Source organism: Pseudomonas marginalis (assembly GCF_024169655.1).
Classification (GTDB): Bacteria; Pseudomonadota; Gammaproteobacteria; order Pseudomonadales; family Pseudomonadaceae; genus Aquipseudomonas; species Aquipseudomonas paraveronii.
On record NZ_JALJWV010000001.1, the window covers coordinates 944672 to 963509 of the forward strand.

General features: G+C 61.4%; 16 protein-coding genes and 1 other RNA gene. 13 read left to right on the forward strand and 4 right to left on the reverse strand.

Annotated elements, in window-relative coordinates; translation table 11 throughout:
* Positions 1 to 3 precede the first annotated feature (3 nt).
* From J2Y83_RS04210 to J2Y83_RS04225, 4 genes are all read left to right on the forward strand, one after another.
* Complete coding sequence (locus J2Y83_RS04210; protein ID WP_253393444.1) at positions 4 to 1368, forward strand: DUF1329 domain-containing protein; 1365 nt, start codon at positions 4 to 6, stop codon at positions 1366 to 1368.
* Positions 1369 to 1593: 225 nt separating this feature from the next.
* Complete coding sequence (locus J2Y83_RS04215) at positions 1594 to 4323, forward strand: LuxR C-terminal-related transcriptional regulator (protein WP_253393445.1); 2730 nt, start codon at positions 1594 to 1596, stop codon at positions 4321 to 4323.
* Positions 4324 to 4452: 129 nt separating this feature from the next.
* Positions 4453 to 5097: an MBL fold metallo-hydrolase gene (locus J2Y83_RS04220; RefSeq protein WP_253393446.1), complete on the forward strand. Its 645-nt coding sequence runs from the start codon at positions 4453 to 4455 to the stop codon at positions 5095 to 5097.
* Positions 5098 to 5308: 211 nt separating this feature from the next.
* The gene (locus J2Y83_RS04225; protein WP_253393447.1) at positions 5309 to 6082 is read left to right on the forward strand and encodes an OmpA family protein; all 774 of its coding nucleotides are present in this window, start codon (positions 5309 to 5311) and stop codon (positions 6080 to 6082) included.
* Positions 6083 to 6150: 68 nt separating this feature from the next.
* Here J2Y83_RS04225 and J2Y83_RS04230 read toward each other — a convergent pair whose 3' ends face one another.
* From J2Y83_RS04230 to J2Y83_RS04245, 4 genes are all read right to left on the reverse strand, one after another.
* Complete coding sequence (locus J2Y83_RS04230; protein ID WP_247406343.1) at positions 6151 to 6732, reverse strand: BON domain-containing protein; 582 nt, start codon at positions 6730 to 6732, stop codon at positions 6151 to 6153.
* A complete protein-coding gene (locus J2Y83_RS04235; RefSeq protein ID WP_003171862.1) occupies positions 6729 to 7322 on the reverse strand; it encodes a phosphoheptose isomerase in 594 nt (197 codons plus the stop codon). Before J2Y83_RS04235 ends, J2Y83_RS04230 begins: the two co-directional genes overlap by 4 nt.
* Positions 7323 to 7414: 92 nt before the next feature.
* The gene (locus J2Y83_RS04240; RefSeq protein ID WP_247406349.1) at positions 7415 to 7786 is read right to left on the reverse strand and encodes a YraN family protein; all 372 of its coding nucleotides are present in this window, start codon (positions 7784 to 7786) and stop codon (positions 7415 to 7417) included.
* The gene (locus J2Y83_RS04245; protein WP_253393448.1) at positions 7786 to 9597 is read right to left on the reverse strand and encodes a penicillin-binding protein activator; all 1812 of its coding nucleotides are present in this window, start codon (positions 9595 to 9597) and stop codon (positions 7786 to 7788) included. Before J2Y83_RS04245 ends, J2Y83_RS04240 begins: the two co-directional genes overlap by 1 nt.
* A 187-nt stretch (positions 9598 to 9784) precedes the next feature.
* On the opposite strand from J2Y83_RS04245, the gene rsmI reads away from it, so the two are divergent.
* The 9 genes from rsmI (at position 9785) to mraY (ending at position 18835) form a co-directional block, all read left to right on the forward strand.
* Positions 9785 to 10690, forward strand: coding sequence for a 16S rRNA (cytidine(1402)-2'-O)-methyltransferase (gene rsmI / locus J2Y83_RS04250; RefSeq protein WP_253393449.1), 906 nt, complete (start codon positions 9785 to 9787; stop codon positions 10688 to 10690).
* Positions 10691 to 10786: 96 nt separating this feature from the next.
* Positions 10787 to 11140, forward strand: an RNA gene (gene rnpB / locus J2Y83_RS04255) — RNase P RNA component class A.
* 355 nt (positions 11141 to 11495) lie between these two features.
* Positions 11496 to 11951: a division/cell wall cluster transcriptional repressor MraZ gene (gene mraZ / locus J2Y83_RS04260; protein WP_003171868.1), complete on the forward strand. Its 456-nt coding sequence runs from the start codon at positions 11496 to 11498 to the stop codon at positions 11949 to 11951.
* Positions 11948 to 12895 (forward strand): 16S rRNA (cytosine(1402)-N(4))-methyltransferase RsmH, encoded by a 948-nt coding sequence (rsmH, locus tag J2Y83_RS04265; protein WP_373423731.1) that lies wholly within the window; start codon positions 11948 to 11950, stop codon positions 12893 to 12895. Before mraZ ends, rsmH begins: the two co-directional genes overlap by 4 nt.
* Positions 12892 to 13185: a cell division protein FtsL gene (ftsL, locus tag J2Y83_RS04270; RefSeq protein ID WP_247403609.1), complete on the forward strand. Its 294-nt coding sequence runs from the start codon at positions 12892 to 12894 to the stop codon at positions 13183 to 13185. The genes rsmH and ftsL overlap by 4 nt, the downstream gene beginning before the upstream one ends.
* The gene (locus J2Y83_RS04275; protein WP_253400342.1) at positions 13185 to 14927 is read left to right on the forward strand and encodes a peptidoglycan D,D-transpeptidase FtsI family protein; all 1743 of its coding nucleotides are present in this window, start codon (positions 13185 to 13187) and stop codon (positions 14925 to 14927) included. Before ftsL ends, J2Y83_RS04275 begins: the two co-directional genes overlap by 1 nt.
* Positions 14927 to 16390 carry a UDP-N-acetylmuramoyl-L-alanyl-D-glutamate--2,6-diaminopimelate ligase gene (locus J2Y83_RS04280; RefSeq protein ID WP_247403610.1) on the forward strand — a complete coding sequence of 488 codons (1464 nt, stop codon included), beginning with the start codon at positions 14927 to 14929 and terminating at the stop codon, positions 16388 to 16390. Before J2Y83_RS04275 ends, J2Y83_RS04280 begins: the two co-directional genes overlap by 1 nt.
* A complete protein-coding gene (locus J2Y83_RS04285; protein ID WP_253393450.1) occupies positions 16383 to 17753 on the forward strand; it encodes a UDP-N-acetylmuramoyl-tripeptide--D-alanyl-D-alanine ligase in 1371 nt (456 codons plus the stop codon). Before J2Y83_RS04280 ends, J2Y83_RS04285 begins: the two co-directional genes overlap by 8 nt.
* Positions 17753 to 18835: a phospho-N-acetylmuramoyl-pentapeptide-transferase gene (gene mraY, locus J2Y83_RS04290; RefSeq protein WP_247403613.1), complete on the forward strand. Its 1083-nt coding sequence runs from the start codon at positions 17753 to 17755 to the stop codon at positions 18833 to 18835. The genes J2Y83_RS04285 and mraY overlap by 1 nt, the downstream gene beginning before the upstream one ends.
* Positions 18836 to 18838 lie beyond the last annotated feature (3 nt).

The following is an 18838-nucleotide window of genomic DNA, read 5'->3' on the forward strand; positions in this document are numbered from 1 at the left end:
AACATGAAAATAACTAAAAGTCTGTTGCACGTCGGTGTGCTTGGGCTGTCGATCCTGGCGAGTAACGTCATGGCGGCGGTATCGGCGGATGAGGCCGCCAAGTTGGGCACGACCCTGACCCCGATGGGCGCCGAAATGGCCGGTAACGCCGCAGGCACCATTCCTAAATGGTCGCCGTTGCCGACGAATGCCGGCGCCGTCGACGCCCGTGGTTTCCTGGCCAACCCTTACGCCAGTGAGCAACCGCAATTCACCATCACCGCGCAAAACGTCGAGCAATACAAAGACAAGCTGGCGCCGGGGCAGTACGCGATGTTCAAGCGCTACCCGGAAACCTTCAAGATGCCGGTCTACCCGACCCATCGCGGCGCCACCGTACCGGCCGAGGTGTTTGCCTCGATCAAGAAGAACGCCACCACCACCAACCTGGTGTCCGGCGGTAACGGCCTGGAAAACTTCGAAACCGCCGTGCCGTTCCCGATTCCGAAAAGTGGCGTTGAAGTCATCTGGAACCACATCACCCGCTACCGTGGCGGCAGCGTGACCCGCCTGGTGACCCAGGCCACGCCGCAGACCAACGGTTCGTTCAGCCTGGTGTATTTCAAAGACCAGTTCGTGTTTCGCGACAAGATGAAAGACTTCGACCCGAAAAACCCCGGCAACGTGCTGTTCTACTTCAAGCAGCAAGTGACCGCGCCGGCGCGTCTGGCGGGTGGTGTGCTGCTGGTCCACGAAACCCTCGACCAGGTGAAGGAACCGCGCTCGGCGTGGGTCTACAACGCCGGCCAGCGTCGTGTGCGCCGGGCGCCGCAAGTGTCTTATGACGGGCCGGGCACCGCCGCCGACGGCCTGCGTACCTCCGACAACCTCGACATGTACAACGGTGCGCCGGACCGCTACGACTGGAAACTGGAAGGCAAGAAAGAAATCTACATCGCCTCCAACAGCTACAAGATCGACGATCCGAAACTCAAGTACGTCGACATCATCAAGGCCGGCCACATCAACCAGGACCTCGCACGCTACGAGCTGCGCCGCGTGTGGCACGTGGTCGCGACCCTGAAGGAAGGCCAGCGCCACATCTACGCCAAGCGTGATTTCTTCATCGACGAAGACACCTGGCAAGCGGCGGTGATCGATCACTACGACGGTCGCGGCCAACTGTGGCGCGTCGCCGAAGCCCATGCCGAGAACTACTACGACAAGCAAGTGCCGTGGTACGCCCTGGAAACCCTCTACGACCTGCAGTCCGGCCGTTACCTGGCCCTGGGCATGAAGAACGAAGAGAAGCAGGCGTATGACTTTGGCTTCATCTCCGGCATCAGCGACTTCAGCCCGGCGGCCCTGCGCCAGGACGGTGTTCGCTAAGCTCCACGCGTAGCCAAATGTGGGAGGGGGCTTGCCCCCGATAGCGGTCTGACTGCCAATAAATCTATTGGCTGACCCAGCGCAATCGGGAGCAAGCTCCCTCCCACATTTTTTGTCGCAGTTCTTTTTCAGGCAAATGTTGCAAAGATCTACAAACCCGCCGTTTTTACCGCTAGTCTGCGGACATCTGCAATGCCGACAACAGCCTTCTACAAGAGCCCGGCGATGACTGATCTGTCCCGAATCCACGGGCCTGCCAGCGCGGTAATCCCGACGCTGGAAGGTCGCTTCTACAGGCCTCCGTTGCCTGACGGCTACGTGCTGCGACCGCGCCTGTGCGAACGGCTGAGCGCCGGCCTGGAAGGGCGATTGCTACTGGTCTGCGCCCCCGCGGGGTTCGGCAAGAGTTCGCTGGCGGTCGAGTTCTGTCAGAGTCTGCCGGCCCATTGGCAAAGTCTTTGGTTGGGCCTGAGCCCACGGGATAACGACCCCGGTCGTTTCCTCGAGCGGCTGCTCGACGGCTTGCAACAATACTTCCCGCAATTGGGTGCCCAATCCTTGGGCCTGCTGAAAATGCGTCAACGTCACCAGCCGTTCGCCTTCGAAGAATGGCTCGATGGCTTGCTCGATGAGCTGGCGGTGCATTTGTCCACGCGTGCGCCTTTGTTGCTGGTGCTGGATGACTACCATTTGGCCCAGGGCCCGGTGCTTGATCGCTGCCTGCAATTTTTCCTCAATCATTTGCCCGATGGCCTGCTGGTGCTGGTTACCAGTCGCCAGCGCCCAGATTGGCACCTGGCGCGCTTGCGCCTGTCTCGGCACCTGCTGGAGTTGCATGAGCAAGACCTGCGCCTGACCCACGCCGAATCCCTGGCGGTGCTGGATCGCCACAGCAGTTCGCTGCGCGGCGAGGCGCTGGATAATTTGATCCGGCGCAGTGAAGGCTGGGTCGCCGGCTTGCGTTTCTGGCTGTTGGCGGCCTCCGAAGCGGGGAATGAAGGCGCCTTACCGCAGAGTCTGCACGGCGGCGAAGGCTTGATACGCGACTATTTGCTGGAAGAAGTGATCGATTGCCTGCCGGCAGAAGTCCAGGCATTCCTCTATGAAACCGCTTCGCAGGAACGCTTTTGCAGCGAACTGTGCGACGCCATACGCGACGCTCATGACAGCGCGGAAATCCTGCGTTACTTGCAGGCTCACCAGGTATTTCTGGTGCCGCTGGACGAGCAGGGGCACTGGTTCCGTTACCACCATTTGTTTTCCGACCTGCTGCGCACCCGGCGCGCGAGCAGCGCCGTGCTGCCGCCCGCCAGCCTGCACCTGCGCGCCTGTCGCTGGTTCAACGCCCAGGGGCTGATCGATGAAGCGGTCGAGCAGGCGTTGCGCGCCGGTCATCTGGATGTGGCGGCGAACCTGGTGCAGAACCTCTCCGAGGAGCAACTGCTGGCCGAGCAGAACGTCGGCATGCTCCTACGCTGGAAAATGGACCTGCCCGACAGCCTGCTGATCAGCACGCCCCGGTTGATCGTGCTGTACAGCTGGGCCTTGGGCCTGGCCTGTCAGTTGGATGCGGCGGAAGAACTCTCGAGCTACCTCAGCCGCTTCCTGCCGGCACCATCGGCCACCGCGCAGAAGTCGATGCTGGCGCAGTGGCTGGCGCTGAGCGGGATCATCGCCCGGGGCCGAGGCGACCGCGAGCTGACCCAGCGCTATTGCAGCGAAGCCTTGGAAAGCCTGCCGCAGCGCCGTTACGGCCAGCGCCTGATGTGCCTGTCGACCCTCTCCAACCTGGCGATCGTCGACGCCGACCTGTGGCGCGCCCGTGGCTTGAACCGCGAATCCCTCGAATTGGCGCAGCGCGTCGGCAACCCGCTGTTCGAGGCCCTGGCCCATTACGACCGAGCGCGGGTCTTGCAGGCGCGCGGCGAAATCCTGCGCTCGCTGGATGAAGTGCGCCAAGGCCTGCAGCGCTTGCACGACCTGTCGCCCCAGCGGCTATACGCCGTGCGCGCCCGATTAGCGCTTTACGAAGGCTACCTGCTGCTGACGCGTTATCAGCCGGAAGCCGGCCTGGACCGCCTGCGCGCCGGCCTGGCCGAAGCCCGCGCCTGCCGGGATATCAGCGTGCTGATCGGGCATTGCGTGATTGCCAACTTCGAAGGGCGCCGCGGCGACTTCGCCAAAGCCTTCGCCGAACTGGCCGAGGCCGAACGTCTGATGCACATCTGGGACGTGCCGCCGATTTACTACCTGGCAATGATCACCCTGATCAAATGCGAGCTCTGGCTAGCCCAGGGGCGTACCGACCTGGCCGACGCCTGGCTGACCCGCCTGGGGCAAACCTACAACGGTGAACACGCGGCGGCCGCCCCGGAGTTTCATCCGCATCTGCCACAGCATATCGAGCTGCAGCAGGCCGCGCTGGATGCCATCCGTCATCAACCGGCGGCGGCCCTCCAGCGGCTCGAAGACCTGGCGCAACACGCCCACAGCAGCGGGCGCCAGATGATTGCCCTGATGGCGCTGACCCAGCAGGCGCAGTTGCTGCTGGAGAACGGCCTGGAGGCCAAAGCGCGAGAGGTGTTGGCCCGCGCACTTGAAGCCGGGGCCGGGGGGGCGCTGCAACCCTTCCAGCGATTGCTTGAAGGGTATCCCGACTGGATGCGCGATCAACTCGGCCAAGATCCCCATGGGGCATTGAACCAGTGCCTGTTGGCGCTGCTGCCGGCCGTCGCGGTCAGCGAGCCGGCGCCCAACCATCAAACCCTGAGCGTCCGCGAGCTGGCGGTACTGCAACTGATCGCCCAAGGCTGTTCGAACCAGGAAATCAGTAAGCGACTCTTCATTTCCCTGCACACGGTCAAGACCCACGCCAGCCATATCAACAGCAAACTGGGGGTGGAGCGGCGCACCCAGGCGGTGGCGCGGGCGCAGGAGCTGCGGTTGATTGGTTAAAGAGTGAACGCCGTGACGAGCGAGCTTGCTCGCGGTGGGCTGCGAAGCCACTCCAGTCTGGTTTAATAGTGCAATTATTCTGGCGAGATTCGCCCGAAACTACCCTTCATTTGCACCCGAGGCCCGTTCATGGACACCGCAAAGCCGACCCTCATCCGCGAAACCTTCCCCGTCGGCCCGTTGCAGTGCAACTGCACCATCATCGGCGATCCCATCAGTAAAAAAGCCATCGTGGTCGATCCCGGCGGCAATCACGAACTGATCCTGGCGCGGCTCGATGCGCTGGGTCTCAAGGTAGTAAGCATCATTCACACCCATGCCCACCTGGATCACTTCCTGGCTTCCGGCCAGTTGAAGGAGAAGACCGGCGCGACCCTGCACTTGCACAAGGCCGACCAGTTTCTCTGGGACAACCTGGAGATGCAGTGCCAGATGTTTGGCGTGCCATATACGCCGGTGCCGCCCCCGGACCGTTGGCTGGCCGACGATGAAGAACTGGCCTGCGGTTGCGGCGTAGCATTGCATACGCCGGGGCACACGCCGGGGTCGATGAGTTTCTGGTTTGCCGACGCCAAGCTGCTGATTGCCGGGGATACGCTGTTTCGCCGGGGCGTGGGCCGCACGGATTTGTGGGGCGGGGACCAGGCGGCGATCGTGCGGTCGATCAAGCAGCGGTTGTATACGTTGGATGAGGCCGCGACGGTGGTGACCGGTCACGGGCCGGATACGCGACTGGGTGATGAGATGCGTGAGAACCCCTTTGTGCGCGCGTGACTGCAGCGCAAGCGGTCAAGGCCTGTAGCAAAAAACTCAGCTTGTGTTCAGCGTGGGTCTGCTACGGTTTGTGCAGCGACGGTAGTCCTGAATCTTTTGTTACAGGTCGGGATACGTCTACGGAATTTTTACCGTTTGTCGCGTTCAAAGCTCGGCAAAGATCCATTGTCCATGTCCTCTGCACCCAGAGTGCAAAAGTAGGAGCTTCTCCATGTTCACTCCGCGTCGTCTGCTAGTTGTCGCTACTGCCGTAGCCTTGTTATCTGGCTGTGCTTCACCTAATCCGTATGACGGTAGCAGCCAGGGACAGGCGAGTAATGAATCCGGTGGCATGAGCAAGACCGCCAAGTACGGCGGCCTCGGTGCCCTGGCCGGTGCGTTGGCCGGTGCGGCCATCGACCATAACAACCGTGGCAAGGGCGCGCTGATCGGTGCGGTCGTCGCGGGGGCAGGCGCAGCGGGTTATGGCTACTACGCCGACCAGCAGGAAAAGAAACTGCGCGCAAGCATGGCCAATACCGGGGTTGAAGTTCAGCGCCAGGGCGATCAGATCAAACTGATCATGCCGGGTAACATCACCTTCGCCACCAACTCGGACGCGATCTCCAGCAGCTTCTACATGCCGCTGAACAACCTGGCCAACTCGCTCAAGCAGTTCAGCCAGAACACCATCCAGATCGTGGGTTACACCGATAGCACTGGCAGCCGCCAACTGAACATGGACCTGTCCCAGCGTCGTGCGCAGAGTGTGGCGAATTACCTGACATCCCAAGGCGTCAGCGCTGCCAACCTGAGCGCTCGCGGTGCCGGTCCGGATAATCCGATTGCCAGCAATGCCGACGTCAACGGGCGCGCTCAGAACCGGCGTGTAGAAGTGAACCTGGGCCCAATCCCGGGCCAGCAGTACGGCCAGCCAGGTGCCCAGCAACAGGCGCCGCAGCAGAACAACCAGTTCCAGGGCAACCCGTACTCGCAATACCAGTAATCACCCGCTAATAAAAAGGGCGCCCTGCAGTGAATGCAGGGCGCCCTTTTTTATGGCTGTCGGTTACATCAATCGATGTACTCGAACACCTTCACGATCCGCTGCACGCCGGATACACCCTGTACCAGGTTCGCCGCACGGGTCGCTTCCGCCTGGGTCAGCAGGCCCATCAGGTAAACGATGCCGTTGTCGGTGACGACTTTGATGCGCGAACCGGGAATTGCGTTATCGGTCAGCATCTGCGCCTTGATCTTAGTGGTCAGCAGCGCGTCGTTGCTGATGGCCAGCAGGGTGATCGGGTCCATCACCTGCAATTCGTTGTGGACCTTCTTGACCCGCTGCACGGCCGAGGCGGCTTGTTCGGCCTGGGCCTTGAGGTCGGCACGCGGCGTTTGGCCGGCGAGCAGTACCACGCCGTTGAAGCTGGTCACGACGATGCGCGACGCGCCATTGCCCAGGTCCGTAGCGGCCTTGGCGACGTTGACCTCGACCTTGGTTTCGATCAACGAGTCGTCAATCTTGCTGCCGAAGGTGCGGGTGCCCTTGTCGTCCTGGATGGGGGTGTCACGTGTCGCGGTGATTGCCGTGCTGCAGCCGCTGATGCCGAGGCACAGCGCGATCGCCAATAGGCTGAGGCGTTTAACGGTCATTCTTCACTCCCGAACAGTTGGCTGTCGATCAGATCACACAGGCAGTGGATCGTCAGCAGGTGGACTTCCTGAATACGTGCGGTGACATTGGCCGGGACGCGAATCTCCACGTCCTCGGGCAGCAGCAGCGAGGCCATGCCGCCGCCGTCGCGACCGGTCAATGCTACGACAATCATTTCGCGATCATGTGCGGCCTGGATCGCCTGAATAATATTCGCCGAGTTGCCGCTGGTGGAAATCGCCAGCAGCACGTCGCCCGGTTGGCCCAGGGCGCGGATCTGCTTGGAGAAGATTTCGTTGTAGCTGTAGTCGTTGGCGATCGAGGTGATCGTCGACGAATCGGTGGTCAAGGCAATGGCCGGCAGGCTCGGACGCTCGCGCTCGAAGCGGTTGAGCAGCTCGGACGAGAAATGCTGGGCGTCGCCGGCCGAGCCGCCGTTGCCGCACGAAAGCATTTTGCCCTCGTTGAGCAAGGCGTTGACCATGACCTGACTGGCTTGCTCGATGTGCGGTGCAAGTACGTCCATCGCCTGTTGCTTGGTGTCGATGCTGGCCTGGAAAAGCTGGCGAATTCGGGATTGCATGTCCATCTGTGTGACCTTAAGTAGCGCGGCTATTTGGCACAGGAATGTGCAGCCCGCAAAGCAAAGAGCAAAAGTGTGTGGTGAAGATGTCCGGCGAATCAGCTGTCGAAGGCATCTTTGAGCCAGTTCAAATCAGCTTTGCCAGACGGTGTGCTTTCAATGGCAACCACATCGAAACGGCAGGGGGAATCGGCCCAGCGATGCTCCTTGAGCAGGAAAAACTGCGCGGCGAGTATCAGCTTCTGACGCTTGCGCCCGTCGATACTGGCGAGCGCGCCACCCCATTGTGCGTGTTTTCTGTAGCGGACTTCGACGAATACTACTGTATCGCCGTCAAGCATGACCAGATCAAGCTCGCCGCGGTTACACAACCAGTTCTGCGCCAGAAGGCGCAGACCCTGTTGTCGAAGGTACTCAAGTGCTTGGAGTTCGGCATCCTTGCCGCTTTGTGCGCTGGACCTCTCGGGCATCAGCGTGGGGTATCGGGCAGACGCTGGACCTCGCCGCTGACGAACTTCGCCCACGGCATCTGGCGGTCAACGCGCTGGTTGGCGCTGATGCCCAGGCTGCCCGAGAGGCCGTCAATGCGTGTGTCCGGCAATGCCTTGAGTTGGCCCACGCGTGGCGCCAGGCGGTAGGCATCGACGCCCATCGCGTACAGGCGGCCAAGGCTGCCATTGGCTTGTGGCCATTGTGCGGCAACCTGGTTGCGCAGCGGGTCGGTGGTGTTGAGCAGCCAAGGGGTTTCGCAGAACATGACGTTGGTCATGTCCAGGTACTGGTTCTTGTCGCCGCTGGCGCTGAACACGTGGGAGGTTGCATACACCGGCACGTCGCCGGCGTACTGGAAGTTCAGGGTCGGCTTGATCTGCTGGGCCAGTTGCGGGGTGACGGCCAGGAAGATGAACTCGATGTCCTGGCGACGCGAAGGCTGTGCGGCGACGTCGGTGCCGACGGCGCTTTGCAGGCTCTTGGCACGGCCTTCGCTTTTGCGCAGTTGAAACAGATCGGCGATCTGCTGGGCGAGGGCGACCGGTTGGTCGACGTACTCGACGCCGACAACGGTGCCGCCGTTGGCTTCCCAGTCCTGACGGAAGGCCTTGTAGACACGCTCACCCCATTCGCCACGGGGCACCATCGCGGCCGCGCGGTGCAGGCCGTCGGCACGGGCGCGGCGCGAGACTTCGCGAGCTTCGTCTTCAGCTGCCAGGCCGAACTGGAACAGTTGCGCCGGGTTTTGATCGGCCTCGCTGTAGTTCAATGCCAGGGTGGTAATCGGCAATTGCGGGCGCGCGCTGAGCTGTTTGACCAGCGGTTTTTCCAGCGGGCCGACGACCAATTGCACGCCGGCGGCCTTGGCCTTGGCGTAGAAGTCGTCGAGGGACGTCAGGCGCGAGCTGTCATAGAACTCGATGACCGGCGGCTTCTGCCCGGCTTGTTCAGCCTGGTAGTGCGCGGCCATGAAGCCTTCGCGTAGCGCTTTGGCAACGGCGGCCAGTGGGCCTTCCTGCGGCAGCAGCAGGGCGATCTTGTTCAGCGGCTGGCTCGCCAGCTCCTTGAGCTTGGTCAACGGCGCCGGCAGTTGCACGGCAGCCGGGTGACCTGGATTCTGCGCACGCCACGTGTCGATGGCGGCTTGCTGTTGCTCCAGTGTGCCGGCGCCCTTGACCGCCTGGGCCAAGGTGATCCAGCCGTCGAGCGTTGGGTTGCCGCTGGCTTGCAGCTGTTCGGCCGGCAGCGCGGCAATCAACGCCCAGATGGCTTCATGGTTGCTCTTCGCGGCGTCGCCGGTCAGCAGTGGCGCCATGGCCACACGCTCGCGAGCGGCGGCCAGGGTCTGGCCGTCGGCTTCATAAGCGCGCGCATGTACGGTGCCGGTGCGAACCTGCTGTTCGGCCGGCAGCTCCTTCAGGTTTTGCAGGCTGGGGTGGTTCAACGCCGTCAGCGCGGCCTTGGGCTGGTTGCGCGCCATGGCCAGTTCGGCGGCCAGGGTGCTGGCGAATATCTGCGCGGCGGGCTTGAGAGCATCCAGTGGCACCTGCGCAAGAATCTGCGACGAGCGGCCAGCGTTGTTCTGGTGGTAGGCCATGTCCGCCGCACTCAAGCGCAGCAGTGCAGCTTTTTCGGGGGTGTTGGCGGTGGTCGCCTGTTCGAGCAGTTGTTCGATACTGGCGTCCGGGGTCCGTGGCAGGTCGCCAAGGCTGGACGAGGGCGAGCTGGCGCAGGCGCCCAGCAAGGCAGCGAGGCAGAGGGCGGAGAGCAGCCGCAGACAAGGGATCATGTAAATGTTCCTGATACCGATCAAATTAGCGTGGAATTGTACCCAAGCACTGGCCCAGGCGCGATGTTACTGGCGTGAAACCGTCAATTTAGATGGTGCAAATGTTGCGTTTGGGTGGCTACGGCCGACCGACGGCTGAAACGGCATCCATCTCGATGGCATATTTCCAGGGCGCCTACGCGCTACAATGCGGCTTTTGCCAACCATCGAGGTGTGCGTTTTGACTGCTCCAGGTCCTTTGAATTCCACTGCAGGCTCGCTTTTTGTCGTGGCGACGCCCATTGGCAACCTGGACGACATCAGTGCCCGGGCGCTTAAAGTGTTGCGCGACGTTAAATTGATCGCGGCGGAAGACACTCGGCACTCCCAGCGTTTGATGCAGCATTTTGGGATCAGCACGCCATTAGCCGCCTGCCACGAGCATAACGAGCGCGAAGAAGGCAGCCGTTTTATCACGCGCCTGCTGGCCGGTGACGATGTGGCGCTGATCTCCGATGCTGGCACCCCGCTGATTTCCGACCCCGGTTACCACCTGGTGCGCCAGGCGCGTGCCGCGGGAATCAATGTAGTGCCTGTTCCGGGCGCATGCGCGTTGATTGCGGCGTTATCGGCGGCGGGGTTGCCATCGGATCGTTTTATCTTCGAGGGTTTCCTGCCGGCCAAGGCGGTGGGGCGTCGCGCACGTCTTCAGGCACTTAAAGAAGAGCCGCGCACGCTGATCTTCTATGAAGCCCCGCATCGTATCCTCGAATGCCTGCAGGACATGGAGCTGGTGTTCGGTGGCGAACGCCTGGCGCTGCTGGCCCGCGAGCTGACCAAGACCTTCGAGACACTCAAGGGGTTGCCGCTGGAAGCGCTGCGCGCGTTTGTCGAAGGTGACAGCAATCAACAGCGTGGCGAGTGCGTGGTGCTGGTGGCGGGTTGGACGGCGCCGGAAAATGAAGACGCCGTCGGTGGCGAAGCCATGCGTGTTCTGGATCTGCTGCTCAAGGAGATGCCCCTTAAGCGAGCGGCAGCGCTGGCGGCGGAAATTACCGGGGTGCGCAAGAATGTGTTGTATCAGGCCGCACTGGATAAACAGAAAGCCGAATAGTTCCGGGGTTAAACCGGTATTCCGTCTGGACGTGATGGCATTGCTGCACTTTTAATACTTGTCCTAAGCCCGTCGTGCCGTTAACCTTCGCGGCGGAGAGTCGATTGGACAGTCGCTGCCTTCTATGAAAATTAGGGGGGGGAGGAAAGTCCGGGCTCCATAGGGCGAAGTGCCAGGTAATGCCTGGGAGGCGTGAGCCTACGGAAAGTGCCACAGAAAATAACCGCCTAAGCACTTCGGTGCCGGTAAGGGTGAAAAGGTGCGGTAAGAGCGCACCGCACGTCTGGCAACAGTTCGTGGCTAGGTAAACCCCACTTGGAGCAAGACCAAATAGGGTCCCAAGGCGTGGCCCGCGCTGGGACCGGGTAGGTTGCTAAAGATGTCCAGTGATGGCCATCGTAGACGAATGACTGTTCAAGACAGAACCCGGCTTATAGATCGACTCTCCACCTTTTTTCCTTCTGTCCGAATCTCGGACAGAAACCCGGTAGTAACGCAAGAATCCCTCCCTGCCAAATGATTGGCAGATGCATCTTCGTAATACCAAAAAAATCTTACTCTTAATAAATTACTTTAACTTTGAGCCATAGCTCTTTGAGCTATTAGTGCTTATTGAGCCAAAAATACCGCCGAACTCTGGTTTCTCCTCCTTTTACGCTCCTAAATCTCCGTTCTGTAAGGCTTTTCCTTGAATCCGCGCCTTGACGGTGTGGTGGGCGCATTCCTATAGTGTGCGCAAGTGGCGGAAAGTGGCACAAAGTGGGTTTTTTGAACGTAAAACGCTAAAATTGGGAGAAACGCATCTGTGTTTCGCGGAGCCAACGCTATCAGTCTCGATGCAAAAGGCCGTCTCGCTATGCCGAGCCGGTATCGTGACGAGCTCATTTCGCGAAGTTCCGGACAGTTGATCATCACGATCGATGCCGTTGACCCTTGTTTGTGTGTTTACCCCCTCGATGAGTGGGAGTTGATTGAAACCAAGCTGCGCGCCCTGCCTTCATTGCGTGAAGAAAACCGCCGTCTGCAGCGTTTGCTGATTGGTAATGCCGTCGACCTCGAGCTCGATGGCAGCGGTCGTTTCCTGGTGCCACCGCGTCTGCGCGAGTACGCCAAACTCGACAAGCGCGCAATGCTGGTGGGCCAACTGAACAAGTTCCAATTGTGGGACGAAGATGCCTGGGATGCTGTTTCTGCAGCTGACCTGGCTGCTATTCAACAACCGGGCGCCATGCCTGATGAACTGCGTGATTTGATCCTGTGACTATTGATAGCGGCTTTAACCACATCACCGTACTGCTTGACGAAGCCGTTGAGGCTCTCGCCGTACGCGCGGATGGCTGCTATTTGGATGGCACCTTCGGCAGGGGCGGGCACAGTCGGTTGATACTCAGCCAGCTCGGGTCCGACGGTAAACTCCTCGGGTTCGACAAAGACCCCCAAGCGATTGCCACCGGGCAAGCGCTAGCGGCCGAAGACGGCCGCTTTGTCGTTGTACAACGCAGCTTTGCCGAGCTGGGTGCCGAAGTCGCCGAACGCGGCATGGCAGGCAAGGTGGCCGGGGTTTTGCTCGACCTGGGCGTGTCTTCGCCACAGCTCGATGACCCGGAGCGCGGTTTCAGTTTCATGAACGACGGCCCGCTCGATATGCGCATGGACCCCACCCGTGGTATCAGTGCTGCGCAGTTCATCGCTACCGCACCGGTGGAAGAAATCGCCCGTGTGTTCAAGGAATACGGTGAAGAGCGCTTCGCCGGCCGCATGGCGCGTGCCGTGGTCGAGCGCCGGGAAATCCAGCCGTTCGAGCGCACCGCCGACCTGGCCGAAGTGCTGAAAGTCGCCAACCCTGCCTGGGAAAAGGGTAAGAACCCCGCCACCCGTGCGTTCCAGGGCCTGCGCATTCACGTCAACAACGAATTGGGCGATCTGGAAGCAGGCCTCGACGCCGCGCTGGAAGCCTTGGAAGTGGGGGGGCGCCTGGTGGTGATCAGCTTCCACTCCCTGGAAGATCGCATCGTCAAGCTGTTCATGCGTCGCCTGGTCAAGGGTGAGTCCGACAACCTGCCGCGTAACCTGCCGGTACGTTTCGAAGCCTTCGTGCCGAAAATCAAAGTCCATGGCAAACCGCAGTTCGCTTCCGAAGCTGAACTCAAGGCCAACCCACGTTCCCGTAGCGCCGTCATGCGCGTCGCGGAGAAGTTGCGGTGAGCAGGCTTTTCGCCAAGCCCCTCCCGGGCGGTAGCTTCTTTATGTTGCTGCTGTTTATCGGCGTGTTGGTGTCCGCGATCGCGGTGTCCTACAGCGCCCATTACAACCGCCAACTGCTCAATACCCTGTACGGGGAATTGAGCGTGCGCGATAAAGCGCAGGCAGAGTGGGGCCGGTTGATCCTCGAGCAAAGCACCTGGACCGCCCACAGCCGCATCGAAATACTGGCCACCGAACAGCTGAAGATGCACATCCCGAGCGCGGCCGAAGTTCGAATGGTGGCGCCATGATGAAACTCGAAGGCGCACTTTACCCGTGGCGCTTCCGCCTGATGCTCGGCTTGCTGGCCTTGATGGTCGGCGCAATCGCCTGGCGGATCGTCGATCTGCAGGTAGTCGACCGCGACTTCCTGATCGGCCAGGGCGATGCCCGTAGCCTGCGACATATTCCGATTCCTGCACACCGCGGCCTGATCACCGACCGTAACGGTGAGCCCCTGGCCGTCAGCACACCGGTGACCACGCTGTGGGCCAACGCCAAGGAATTGCAGGTGGCCAAGGACAAGTGGCCACAACTGGCTGCCGCGTTGGGTCAGGACCCGAAAGCCTTGGCCGAGCGCCTGGAAGCTCAGGCCAATAAAGAATTCATCTACCTGGTTCGCGGCCTCACCCCCGAACAAGGCCAGCAAGTGCTCGACCTAAAAGTCCCGGGTGTCTACGGCATCGAGGAGTTCCGCCGCTTCTATCCGGCCGGTGAAACCACCGCGCACATGGTTGGCTTTACCGACATCGATGACCATGGCCGCGAAGGCGTCGAGCTGGCCTACGATGAATGGCTGGCCGGCGTGCCCGGCAAGCGACAGGTCATCAAGGATCGACGCGGCAGACTGATCAAAGACGTCCAAGTCACCAAAAACGCCAAGGCCGGAAAGCCCTTGGCGTTGTCGATTGACCTGCGCCTGCAATACCTGGCCAACCGCGAGCTGCGTAACGCGATCATCGAGAACGGCGCCAAGGCTGGCAGCCTGGTGATCATGGACGTGAAGACCGGCGAGATTCTCGCCATGGTCAACCAGCCGACCTATAACCCGAACAACCGTCGCAACCTGCAACCGGCGATGATGCGCAACCGCGCGATGATCGACGTGTTCGAACCGGGTTCGACCATGAAAGCCATCTCCATGAGTGCCGCCCTGGAAACCGGGCGCTGGAAGCCCAGCGACAAGGTCGAGGTCTACCCTGGCACCCTGCAGCTGGGCAAATACACCATTCGTGACGTGTCCCGTACCGAAGGTCCGGTGCTGGATCTGACAGGTATCCTGATCAACTCCAGTAACGTGGGCATGAGTAAGGTTGCCTTCGATATCGGCGGCGAAACCATCTACCACCTGGCGCAAAAGATCGGCCTGGGCCAACCCACCGGCCTGGACTTTCCGGGTGAGCGTGTGGGCAACCTGCCTAACTATCGCGACTGGAAAAAGGCCGAGACCGCCACGCTCTCCTATGGCTATGGCCTGTCGGTGACCGCGATCCAACTGGCTCACGCTTTCTCTGTATTGGCCAACAACGGTCGAATGGTTCCTTTGAGCCTGATCCACGTCGACGAAGCGCCGAAAGCGACCCAGGTGATTCCGGAAAACGTCGCCAAGACCATGCAAGGTATGCTGCAACAAGTGATCGAAGCACCGCGCGGCGTATTCCGTGCCCAGGTGCCGGCGTATCACGTGGCTGGCAAGTCGGGTACTGCGCGTAAGACCTCGGTCGGCACCAAAGGCTATGCCGAGAACTCCTATCGCTCGCTGTTCGCCGGCTTCGGTCCGATGAGCGACCCGCGCTACGCGATCGTCGTCGTGATTGATGAGCCCAGTAAAGCAGGCTACTTCGGTGGCCTGGTGTCGGCGCCGGTGTTCAGCAAAGTGATGTCCGGCACCCTGCGCCTGATGAACGTCACGCCGGACAACCTGCCGCCGACCCAACAAGCGAACGCCGGACCGCCGGCCGCCGCGGTAAAAGCCAATGGAGGGCGCGGCTGATGTCTCTTAGCCTGAACAAGATTTTTGCCCATGCCGGTCGCGATCTGCTGATCCGCGAGCTGAGCCTGGACAGTCGTAATGTACGCGCCGGGGACCTGTTCCTGGCGGTGCCTGGCGGCAAATACGATGGTCGGGCACATATCTCCGATGCCCTGCAACGCGGCGCCGCAGCCGTGGCTTATGAAGTGGACGGCGCCACCGTGCTGCCGATCACCGACGTGCCGTTGATTCCCGTCAAAGGCCTGGCCGCGCAACTGTCGGACATCGCCGGGCGTTTCTACGGCGATCCGAGCCGCCACCTGAACCTGATTGGCGTGACCGGCACCAACGGCAAGACCAGCGTGACCCAACTGGTCGCCCAGGCCCTTGACCTGCTGGGTCAGCACTGCGGCATTGTCGGCACCCTGGGCACCGGTTTCTATGGCTCGCTGCAAAGCGGCCTGCACACCACGCCGAACCCGATCGCCGTGCAAGCGACCCTGGCCGACCTGAAAAAGGCCGGTGCCAAGGCGGTTGCCATGGAAGTGTCGTCCCACGGTTTGCACCAGGGCCGCGTTGCCGCGCTGGCTTTCGATGTGGCGGTGATGACCAACCTGTCCCGCGATCACCTGGACTACCACGGCACCATGGAGGCCTACGGCGCCGAGAAGGCCAAGCTGTTTGCCTGGAATGATCTGAAATGCCGCGTGGTGAATCTGGATGACGCGTTCGGCCGCGAGCTAGCTGCCCAGGACAGCGAAGCGCGCCTGATCAGCTACAGCCTGGAAGACCCCCGCGCCTACCTGTATTGCCGCGAAGCCCAATTCAACGACGAGGGCGTGCGCGCCACGTTGGTGACGCCGCAGGGCGAGCACCATTTGCGCAGCACCCTGCTCGGCCGTTTCAACCTGAGCAACGTGCTTGCCGCCATCGGTGCCTTGCTCGGCCTGGACTATGCCCTCGATGAAATCCTGCAGGTGCTGCCGAAGCTGGAAGGCCCGGCCGGACGCATGCAGCGTTTGGGTGGCGGTTCGCAGCCGCTGGTGGTGGTCGATTATGCCCACACGCCGGACGCACTGGAAAAAGTCCTGCTGGCCCTGCGCCCGCATGCCAAAGGCAAGTTGCTGTGCCTGTTTGGCTGTGGCGGTGATCGCGATCGCGGCAAGCGTCCGTTGATGGCCGAGATTGTCGAGCGCCTGGCCGATGGCGTGCTCGTCACCGACGACAACCCGCGCAGCGAAGATCCAAGCCAGATTTTCGACGACATCCGCGTCGGCTTTAAAGACGCATCCAAGGCCAGCTTCGTTGCCGGTCGCGGCGCGGCTATTGCCCAATTGATCGCCAGCGCCAGTGCCGACGATGTCGTGGTACTGGCCGGTAAAGGTCACGAGGATTACCAGGAAATCAACGGCGAACGCCACGCTTTCTCCGACTTGGTCGAGGCCGATCATGCCTTGACTGCCTGGGAGGTCGCCCATGCTTAAAGCGATGAAATTCAGCGAACTGACCCAGGCCCTCTCGGCGCGCATGCTGTCGGGTGATTGCAGTTTCAATGGCGTCAGTATCGACAGCCGCGCGATCAAGCCAGGCCAACTGTTTGTCGCCCTGGCCGGTCCGCGTTTCGACGGCCATGACTACCTGAATGACGTTGCCGCCAAAGGCGCGGTTGGTGCCCTGGTGCAGCGCGAAGTGGCAGATTCGACCTTGCCGCAATTGCTGGTGACCGATACACGCCTGGCCCTGGGCCAACTTGGCGCGCTGAACCGTGCTGCCTTCGATAAGCCCGTGGCAGCCATTACCGGCTCCAGCGGCAAGACCACGGTCAAGGAACTGCTCGCCGGTGTCCTGCGCACGCGCGGGCCGGTGCTGGCCACCCGTGGCAACCTGAACAACGATTTCGGCGCACCGCTGACCCTGCTCGAACTGGCCCCGGAACACACGGCGGCCGTGATCGAGTTGGGTGCTTCGCGTGTCGGCGAAATCGCCTACACCGTGGCGCTGACCAAGCCTCACGTGGCCATTATCAACAACGCCGGCACCGCCCACGTCGGCGAGTTCGGCGGCCCGGAAAAAATCGTCGAAGCCAAGGGCGAAATCCTCGAAGGCCTCGATGCCTCGGGCACTGCTGTTTTGAATCTTGACGACAAGGCCTTCGAGACCTGGCGTGTACGCGCCGCCGGTCGCAAGGTGCTGACGTTCGCCGTGCTGAATGCAGCGGCCGATTTCCATGCGTCGAACATCACGCTCGACGCCCGTGGTTGCCCGTCCTTTACCTTGCATTCGCCGCAAGGCGAAGAGCGCGTGCAGTTGAATCTGCTGGGCAACCATAACGTCGCCAACGCCTTGGCGGCTGCGGCTGCGGCTTACGCCCTGGGCGTGTCGCTGTTCGGTATCGCCACCGGCCTGGGCGCGGTGCAACCGGTCAAAGGCCGTACCGTCGCGCAATTGGCCAGCAACGGCATGCGTGTGATTGACGACACGTACAACGCCAACCAGTCCTCGGTCTGCGCCGCCATTGATCTGCTCAAGGGCTTTGACGGGCGCAAGGTACTGGTGCTGGGCGATATCGCCGAACTGGGCGATTGGGCCGAACAGTCCCATCGGGAAGTCGGCGCTTACGCCAGCGGCAAAGTCGACGCGCTCTACGCCGTCGGCCCGAACATGGCCCATGCCGTCGATGCCTTCGGCCCCGGTGCGCGGCATTTCGCCACCCAGGCCGAGCTGATCCAGGCGCTGCGTGCGGGCGAACAAGATAAACACACAACCATTTTGATCAAGGGATCGCGCAGCGCGGTGATGGAAAACGTCGTCGTGGCCTTGTGTGGCTCAAGTACGGAGAAACATTAATGCTGCTGCTGCTGGCTGAGTATCTGCAACAGTTCCACAAAGGCTTCGCGGTCTTTCAGTACCTGACCCTGCGCGGGATTCTGGGCGTGCTGACCGCGCTGTCTCTGTCGCTGTTCCTGGGGCCGTGGATGATCCGCACCCTGCAGAACCTGCAAATTGGTCAATCGGTTCGCAATGACGGCCCGCAGTCGCACCTGTCCAAATCCGGTACCCCGACCATGGGCGGCGCGCTGATTCTGTCGTCCATCGGTATCAGCACCTTGCTCTGGGCCGACCTGCACAACCGCTACGTCTGGGTAGTGCTGGCGGTGACCTTGTTGTTCGGCGCCATCGGCTGGGTCGATGACTATCGCAAAGTGATCGAGAAAAACTCCAAGGGGCTGCCAAGCCGCTGGAAGTATTTCTGGCAGTCGGTCTTCGGCCTGGCCGCCGCGATTTTCCTCTACACGACGGCTCCAAGCGCCGTCGAGACTACCTTGATCATCCCGATGCTCAAGGATGCGAGCATTCCGCTGGGCATCGGCTTCGTGGTGCTGACCTACTTCGTCATCGTCGGCTCCAGCAACGCGGTGAACCTGACCGACGGCCTCGACGGCCTGGCGATCATGCCGACGGTGATGGTGGGCGGTGCGCTCGGCATCTTCTGCTACCTGTCGGGTAACGTGAAATTCGCTGAATACCTGTTGATCCCGTATGTGCCGGGCGCCGGTGAACTGATCGTGTTCTGCGGCGCGCTGATCGGTGCCGGCCTGGGCTTCCTGTGGTTCAACACCTATCCCGCACAAGTGTTCATGGGCGATGTCGGCGCACTGGCGCTGGGCGCGGCCCTGGGCACCATCGCGGTGATCGTTCGCCAGGAAATCGTGCTGTTCATCATGGGCGGTGTGTTCGTGATGGAAACCCTGTCGGTGGTCATCCAGGTGGCGTCCTTCAAATTGACCGGGCGCCGCGTGTTCCGCATGGCGCCGATCCACCACCACTTTGAACTCAAGGGCTGGCCTGAGCCGCGTGTGATCGTCCGATTCTGGATCATCACCGTGATTCTCGTACTGGTCGGCCTTGCCACCCTGAAACTGAGGTAGAAA